General features: G+C 51.7%; 9 protein-coding genes and 1 pseudogene. 2 read left to right on the top strand and 8 right to left on the bottom strand.

Features of this window, described 5'->3' with window-relative positions:
- The 3 genes and pseudogenes from DCC24_RS09350 to DCC24_RS09340 form a co-directional block, all read right to left on the bottom strand.
- Positions 1–583: leucine zipper domain-containing protein (locus DCC24_RS09350; RefSeq protein ID WP_146206317.1), on the bottom strand; the 583-nt coding region annotated here is incomplete at its 3' end.
- A 97-nt stretch (positions 584–680) separates the two neighbouring features.
- Positions 681–998, bottom strand: a pseudogene (locus DCC24_RS09345) (transposase); the annotation flags it as partial.
- A gap of 430 nt (positions 999–1,428) precedes the next feature.
- Positions 1,429–1,653, bottom strand: coding sequence for a hypothetical protein (locus tag DCC24_RS09340; protein ID WP_110111064.1), 225 nt, complete (start codon positions 1,651–1,653; stop codon positions 1,429–1,431).
- A gap of 2 nt (positions 1,654–1,655) precedes the next feature.
- Here DCC24_RS09340 and DCC24_RS09335 point away from each other — a divergent pair, with 2 nt between their 5' ends.
- Together DCC24_RS09335 and DCC24_RS09330 are read left to right on the top strand one after the other, a co-directional pair.
- The gene (locus tag DCC24_RS09335) at positions 1,656–2,159 is read left to right on the top strand and encodes a hypothetical protein (RefSeq protein ID WP_146206316.1); all 504 of its coding nucleotides are present in this window, start codon (positions 1,656–1,658) and stop codon (positions 2,157–2,159) included.
- A 155-nt stretch (positions 2,160–2,314) separates the two neighbouring features.
- Positions 2,315–2,671, top strand: a complete 357-nt coding sequence (locus tag DCC24_RS09330) for a hypothetical protein (protein ID WP_146206315.1) — start codon at positions 2,315–2,317, stop codon at positions 2,669–2,671.
- On the opposite strand, the gene DCC24_RS09325 is transcribed toward DCC24_RS09330, so the two are convergent.
- The 5 genes from DCC24_RS09325 to DCC24_RS09305 form a co-directional block, all read right to left on the bottom strand.
- A complete protein-coding gene (locus DCC24_RS09325) occupies positions 2,672–3,223 on the bottom strand; it encodes a hypothetical protein (protein WP_110099653.1) in 552 nt (183 codons plus the stop codon). It lies immediately after the preceding gene.
- Between the two features lie 469 nt (positions 3,224–3,692).
- Positions 3,693–4,091, bottom strand: coding sequence for an NUDIX hydrolase (locus DCC24_RS09320; RefSeq protein WP_158524647.1), 399 nt, complete (start codon positions 4,089–4,091; stop codon positions 3,693–3,695).
- Positions 4,092–4,129: 38 nt separating this feature from the next.
- On the bottom strand, positions 4,130–4,669 hold the full coding sequence (locus DCC24_RS09315) for a cob(I)yrinic acid a,c-diamide adenosyltransferase (protein ID WP_110099651.1): 540 nt from the start codon (positions 4,667–4,669) through the stop codon (positions 4,130–4,132).
- Positions 4,666–5,781, bottom strand: coding sequence for an ABC transporter ATP-binding protein (locus DCC24_RS09310; RefSeq protein ID WP_110099650.1), 1,116 nt, complete (start codon positions 5,779–5,781; stop codon positions 4,666–4,668). Before DCC24_RS09310 ends, DCC24_RS09315 begins: the two co-directional genes overlap by 4 nt.
- A 19-nt stretch (positions 5,782–5,800) precedes the next feature.
- Positions 5,801–7,258 (bottom strand): iron ABC transporter permease, encoded by a 1,458-nt coding sequence (locus DCC24_RS09305; protein ID WP_110099649.1) that lies wholly within the window; start codon positions 7,256–7,258, stop codon positions 5,801–5,803.
- Positions 7,259–7,389 lie beyond the last annotated feature (131 nt).

The following is a 7,389-nucleotide window of genomic DNA, read 5'->3' as shown; positions in this document are numbered from 1 at the left end:
TCTCAGAATAGGCCAGCCGCGAGTGATCATCCACGGCGTGGTGTAAGAACGCATAGCCGCGGCCCGTGTTGCCGTACCCGTTGTTTTTGCGGCCTGCGACCCCGAGTTTCCGATGGCCACCGCCGTCGGGGATTCGGCCCAGTTTCTTGATATCCACGTGCACGAGTTGCCCGGGAGCCGATTTTTCATAACGGATGGGGGCTGGTGTGCGCACCGGCAGCCCGGTGGTCTGATCCACGTGCGCTAACCGGGGCATCCGGTATCGGGCCAGCACCCGACCCACCGTGGAGCGGGCGATACCCAGGTGATAACTGATCCGATGCGGGCCCCACCGGCGGGTGAACCGCAACGCAATGATGCGCCGCTCCTTGCGAACAGACAACCGATGGGGTGACCGATGCGGCCGCGACGATCGATCCGTCAGCGGCTCCCCGGCCCGATAGCGAGCGGCCCACTTCGAGGCCGTGGCAGGTGAGACTTGCAAGCGTTCGGCCGCTCGACGAATCGTCCAGCCGTCCTCAACAATCAACACAGCAAGGCGACGACGGCCTTCAGGAGTCAACGGTGCATTAGAGTGGAACATGAAGACCTCCGGTTTTCAGATGCAGGTTGTGCTAACCCCATCTGTACCGGAGGTCTTCTTCCTACCGCGAGTGTTCACAACCTCCCGGGGAACTACACCTAGGCACCGTCAGCTCGATATCGCCGACCTCGCTGGCGACCGTCTTGGAATACGAGCCATTACGGGCATTGACCGGCCGGTCCGTGACGGCTTTAGCCTCCCGGTCACCAGGCCCGTAACCCAGATGCGAGGTCATCTGAGCCTGCAGGCCCCGTTCGAGTGCTTCCTTGATCAGTTCAGGAATCACTCCACCGTTGCCGGTCAGCTCGATCTCACCGGCGTCGATCCGAGCGAAAAGCTCGTCCAAGGCGCCACTGGCCTTCAACTGCGCAACAACATCAGCCCCACCAGGCTGATCAACACGATCATCTGTCATGGTCATCATCATGTCCTCTCATCGATGACTCTGTACACAAACAATCTGACACCCTCGTCTTTGCCACAGTTCTCAACATAAAACGTTGTTCGAAATCCTCGAACTCCTATGGCGGGTCACCAAGCGGAGAAGTTCTCGGTGACCTGCCTTTGACTAACACTGTCTTTCTCCCAACGCGATCGAAGAGATCGCAGAGGAAGAAACACAGCACCACAGGCGCGCTCCATGCTATGCGTGAGCGGGGCGAGATGGTGGACTGTTCAGGAACGTATCATTGAATGATTTTGCCGCATGTCAAAGCCAGGATCCTCTCTTAGGTGAAGGGTAATCCGCTAATGACACAGCGAGAAAAGGTCTTTTCCAAGCGCGACGAAACGAATAAACTATGGTAAGACCAGAGTTTCACAATGTATTTGGAAGGTAGAACGCATCATGTCGTGGCAAAATAATCCTGGCCCGCAGGGTTCCGATCAGCAGGGTCCCCAACCAAATCCAGGTCAGGGCCAACCTTCTGGCTCAGGACAGTGGCAACAGCCTCAACAACCGGGACCATATCAGCAACCGCAACAGCCAGGTTTCCCGCAGGCAGGCCCTGCCGGTCAACGTTTTGGTGCTTCTGGAAGTGCACCCGGTGGTTTTCCGGGTGCAGTGACAAAGATGGAAGAACCTCAGGCATCCAAGATCGCCAAACTATTAGTGTTGGCCTCGGCCGCGGTGATGGTGGTGCATGCCATTTTGCAGATGGTCATCCTGGACGTGCGCGGAATCGTGACTAGCAGTTTTGTTGAAATTGACACCACCGGTACTGGTGTAACAGAGCGAGAGGTCATTGACGGTGCAACGGGTGCCGTTTCCGCATTGGCCTACGGAGTAGCGGCTTTCGTGTTGCTCATCAGCCTCGGTTTGTATGCTCTTGTGTATTTCGGCATGCGCGCCAATAAGAACTGGGCCAGAATCCTCGGTATTATCTTCGCGATTTTGGGAGGTCTGTCCTACCTGGGGACGCTGTTGACAAGCTTTGGCCGCGTCGACACGGCCGGGATGATTATCGACCTGCTTGCAGGTCTGTTAGGTACGGCGATTGCGGTGTACTTCCTCGTGCTCGTGTTCCGCAAAGACGTCGCGGACTGGTACCGTGTCCAGTCTTTGCCAAAGTTCTAATCAATACCAGCTCCTCGGGTTCTTGGAGCTGACGTGTGGGCCATGAAGCGATATTTGGCTTGATGGCCCACCGTTTTAACCTGGAACTTGACGTTTGTTGGCACCTGCCGGCAGAAGCCGTGAGTCAGTAGAATAGTGGTCGCAGAGTTTTTCGCGTGAAAGGCCCTACTGTGAGCGACTTCCTGCCAGACAAGCACCCCTACACGACATGGATGCGACGTTACACCTTGGTGCCTGAACTCGCCGAAGAGTTCATCCAATTTTTGATTCACGAGGTCTTCCCAGCTCGCCGTGAATTTGGTTTCGAGCCATTACATGTATGGGTTGACGCCGATCGATCGCAGGTAACCTGGCTTGTTGGTGCAGCGTTGGATTCTCAAGATTTCGCCAGGCTGGAGGAGAACTGGGAAAACTCGGAGATCCGGGCCGATGTTTTTGACGGCAAACCCGCATACGTTGTAGCCAAAGACCTCCGTGAGGTTCAATCGGTGCCCATTGGCCCAGAGATCTAGTTAGTCCTCCTGTGGCGTCCGTGCCTGGGCGCGTGCCCGTTTTGAAGCCAAGCTCCTCACCAGCTCGGTTGCTGTGGCCATTGCGGCCATCCCTGCCATGACTCGGCGGGGTTTAGACAGACCCAACCGGAAGAGGCCGTAGCTGACCTTCCGATCCAGGCTCAGGAGCGGTCGGCGTGCCACCAAGGTAATCGTCGATGCCAACGCTCCGGCCACCCATGCTGGGACAACGGCCCGGGGCGCTTTTGGGTGATGCCTACGCAGACTGTCGAAGTCTGCGGTGTCGTAATAGTCCTGGGCAAATTCTTTGGCCAGATTGTCGTTGGCCGTTTGGATTGCGTGCGCCGTGGTCAAGCCCACAAGTGCACAGGTGGCGCCCCAGTACACCCATGACTTCAGGAAGGAGAGCTGATGTGGGTTAATAAGCGTGAGAGCAATACTAGTGGCGTTGAGGCCGACAGAGGTGAGATCGTTGTAGTCCGCATAGGAAATTAAGGTCTGTGGGGGTGCTTCAGCGTATGCTTGCTGTGGGCTTTTTGGGGTATGCGTCATCACACATCCGGTTCCGTCTACCAGGCGAACGCGCTGATCAGAGCATGCTAGTTGTACTCTTTTGTAATACTTATAGTTGATTTTACAATTGTCAAATAAAAGTAATGGATCTAAATAGGGTGTATCTTGAATCACGAAGTGTTCAGTGTATCGAACTGATTTAAATTAGGTTGCTCGTGCTGACTGCTTCAAAATGCCCTCGGTCGCAACCATGTGAGTGGCTACCTTACAGAATAACCTTTGAGGAACAATTCAGTGCCACCTAGGGTTCAAGATAAGAGGTTAGATGAAACGTTAAATATGCGAATGCCCATGTGTGGCAGAGTGGGACGACTGATATGTACGTGACGCGTTTGGGTAGAAATCAATTCTGTATGCCGATGCTCACTGTGCAATAAACACTAGCGCCTAACAGTGTTGGTTCAGATCCTGTGGCCTGGAATACAACACTCAGGGGCTCGTTGGTGCATTATTTGGTGTGAGCAATTTCTTCTAAATACTGCTGGAGTAGTTCACGGTCCTGAACGTGAGTTAAGGTTTTAAACGCTATAGGTGCGGTTACCCACTGAATTTGGTCGATTTCGTCGTTGGCGACAAAGGTGCCTTCTTCGGCCACGGACATCACCCAGTAATGGACTTCTTTATTTGGATACTTCTTGGTTCCTAAATCGTGCCGAGGAATGCAAACACATGCCGTTTCTTCATGTACTTCTCTTAGGGCAGTTTGGAGAATATCTTCACCAGGATCTTGTTTTCCCTTAGGAAAAGACCAGTCGGAATATCTAGGCCGGTGTACTAAAAGATAGTGGAGTTCACCATTGATATCTCGTGCAACCAACCCTCCTGCGGCGATAATGGTATGATTCAATCGATCAATCCTTCTCTAAAGATGGCTGAAAAGCATGGTTATGTGAGATCTAATATTCCCTTCACGCCACCATCTTTTTCTTTTACAAATAACGTTACTGAATCTGCGGCCTCGATGATCTTTGTGGTTGCGTATCGTCCTGTCATGATGATGTTTGTTTCGGAAGACCTCACACCAATGGCTTCCGTGACTGCGTTTTCCGAGAGCCAACCGTGGGATACCGCATTTGTGATTTCATCTAGCACTACAAGTTTCTTTCCTGGACGTCCAATCTCTTCTTTGGCTGTTACCAGCGCTGTTTGAGCTAGAGATCGAGGATCTTTTGCACCCCACGTTAACGTTCTTGAAAATGTCAGCCATCGAATGCCTAGTATTTTTGCTCCAGAGGATTCTGCTAAATTCCAGGGGACACCCTTAATAAATTGGATGACGATGGTGTCCTGCCCTTGTCCTACCGACCTAAGGGCGTAACCGAAAGCTGCGGTACTTTTGCCCCATCCTTCGCCGTAAAAAAGCATAACTATGCCTGGCGATTCGGACCTTAGACTAGCATTAATTGTTGGTTGGTTTTCGTTCATGACATATTTCCGAAAAACACTGCGCCACTAGCTTCTATGTTTGCGCTGACTGATTGCCCAACGTCAAAGTTGCTTGTGCTTGTAGCGATAAGATCACGTTGGTCATGCAGGCGTACGCGAATACGGTATTGGCGACCCTCAAAATTGCAACTTACAACTGTACCGGCAATTCCATCTGAGTTTTCAGACAGAGTGACTGCATCAGGATGGATGTATGCAACCGGTTCGTCTGATCGTCCAGCACCGTCCTCGCCTGGACCGCACCATCGCCCTACTATTTCCTTATCGTTTAGAAGTGCGGTGGAGGAGGACATGGGGGATGTAGAGATGTCTAGTCGGTCAAGTTCTAGACGGGTCGTGAAGCCTGTTATATTCGCTACCCAGCCGCTGGCTGGGGCGGTAAATAACTCCTCTGGTTTGGCAAGTTGGACCCTTTCGCCTTCGTGTAGTACAAGGATTTTGTCCGCGAGGCTGAGTGCTTCCGTAATGTCGTGTGTAACGTAGAGTACCGTCGTGTCGATTACTGAGAAGAGTTGCTTTAGTTCCTCTCGCATTTCGTCTCGTAAGGAGGCATCGAGATTCGATAAAGGTTCGTCGAATAATAATAAACTCGGCCGTGTTGCAAGTGCGCGAGCTATAGAAACACGTTGTTGTTGGCCTCCAGATAACTCCCCTGGTTTTCTGTTCTCTAATCCTGAGAGTTGTAGCATTTCCATAAGCTCTGCAACTCTTCGAGTACGGAGTTGAGAGTCTGTTTTGTTTCGACCGTATTTTAGTCCATATCCGATAGTTTGCCTGACGTTCAAGTGTGGCCACAAAGCGTAGTCTTGGAACACCATGCCAAGCCCTCGCCGTTCGGTTGGTACTTGGCGGGCAGGCGAAGATATCGTCTCGCCAGCCATTGATATGGTTCCCGCCGCCGGTCGCAAAGATCCCGCGACAATTTTCAATAAAGTGGACTTTCCACATCCTGATGGACCGAGAACTGCGAGCGTTGTGCCTTTTCCGACTTTCAGGGAAATGTTATGCAGTGCCCAGTCGTCGGTGCCATATTTAGCGCCTATACCATCAAGACGGAGACCTTCAGTAGGGTAATCACTGCTAGACGTCATCGCTGACCCCTTCCATGTTCTATTTCTGACGCATGAGTCTCTTGCCGACTATTTGGGAAAAGGCGACCAATATGATCATTAGGACCATACTGATCATCGCCCCTGCTGTTGCGTATCCGTAGTCACCTTTTTCGTACTCGGCGAGAATCTCAACCGGGAGTGTGTCGAAGGAGGGCGGCGCAAGCATCGTTGCGCCTGCGAGGTCAAAAACGCTTGCAGCAAGAACTGCCGCAAATGCTGAAATCACAGCAGGACCTACCAGAGGTAGCAGGATTGACCTAATTCTCCGAAAGAAACCCACACCTGTAACACTTGCAGCGGTCACTAAATTTTCTGATACTTGACCAAGCGCACCCATCTGCAATCTGACTGCTATAGGTAGTGCTGCCGCGACCCCAGAGAAAACGAGGAGCACCGGAGTTCCGTATAAATCTAAATTAATTGTATTTAGAGCTGGCTGATTCCAGACGAAAATATACCCCACGGCCAACACGATGCCGGGGACTGCTAAGCTTACCGTTCCGGCCAGATCTAACAACTTGTTGCCCGCAAAATTCGTGAAGGTCATCGAAATCGCCATCATGAGGCCGAGAAGAGTAGTTAAGAGGGCAACCACGACAGCGATAATTACTGAATTTCGAATCCCGTTCATCAAATTGGACCCCATTTCTAATGCCTGCTCGTAGTGGGCAAGCGTTAGATTGCTTATTGTGAATCCGTCTGCCAGTCGCTCGGACAGCGATACCTGAAGGGATGAACCGATTGGTATCCCAAGCGTTACAATAAAAGCAACTATCGAAATTAGGCTATATAGTCCTGAGATCCTGCTTTGTCTCTTTGTATTTTGAACCGAGCTCCCGGAGAGAAAACTGAAGGAGGAGCTCCTCAAGATTCTTAAGTATATGAATATCGCAATGGCAACGATTATTACTAAATAGAGGGATAAAACGCCTCCAAGTGCAAAGTTTACTGGACTTTGGCGCACGGACGCGTATATCGAATAGGGGAGAGTCGGAAAATTGTATTGAGACGATATGGCAGCAGGAAGACCAAAATCACCCAGCGTCTCTACGAAGACAAGCAACGCTCCGGATATCACTGCGGGGGCTAACAAGGGGAGGCGAAGGGTCCAGAAAACGGTCCAGGGGGATACCCCGAGCGAAGCGGCAGCTTCCCAGAGAGATGAGGTGTTCCAGTTTAGCGCAGCTGAAGTCGCCAGGTAAGACAACGGGAAATTGGTGAGTGCCATGACCGCAATTATCCCACCCGTGCTAAAAACTAATTGCGATACGTCGATTCCAAAAGTGTTTAGGGCAACTCCGCTTGGAGAAGCAAACATCACCCAGCCCTGGGCAATAATAAAGGATGGGCTGACAAGCAGAATCCAGACACATGCATCTATCAAGCTGGCAAATCGGAATTCCTTCGTGTGTCGTATGTAGGCGAGGGACATACCGATTAGGGTGCCTATGACCATGGAACCTGTGGCAAGCGTCAAGGAATTGAATAAACTCGCTTGCCAAAGCGGTCGTTCAAATATTTCTAGCAGAAGTTGTGGCTCGATCTGCCAGTCCCTTGTTAATCCCAATCCCGGGGCAAAGCCTTGTG

This window comes from Auritidibacter sp. NML100628, assembly GCF_003185985.1.
Classification (GTDB): domain Bacteria; phylum Actinomycetota; class Actinomycetes; order Actinomycetales; family Micrococcaceae; genus Auritidibacter; species Auritidibacter ignavus.
The sequence above is the reverse complement of the archived record's forward strand: the minus strand, read 5'-3'. Positions and strand labels throughout refer to the sequence as shown.

What these genes read in the sequence shown, in the direction of transcription:
- DCC24_RS09335 (WP_146206316.1), top strand. Translation starts at nt 1,656, where the DNA reads ATGGAAGAACCTCAGGCATCCAAGATCGCCAAACTATTAGTGTTGGCC.
- DCC24_RS09315 (WP_110099651.1), bottom strand. Translation starts at nt 4,669, where the DNA reads ATGAACGAAAACCAACCAACAATTAATGCTAGTCTAAGGTCCGAATCG.
- DCC24_RS09305 (WP_110099649.1), bottom strand. Translation starts at nt 7,258, where the DNA reads ATGGTCATAGGCACCCTAATCGGTATGTCCCTCGCCTACATACGACAC.
- DCC24_RS09310 (WP_110099650.1), bottom strand. Translation starts at nt 5,781, where the DNA reads ATGACGTCTAGCAGTGATTACCCTACTGAAGGTCTCCGTCTTGATGGT.
- DCC24_RS09325 (WP_110099653.1), bottom strand. Translation starts at nt 3,223, where the DNA reads ATGACGCATACCCCAAAAAGCCCACAGCAAGCATACGCTGAAGCACCC.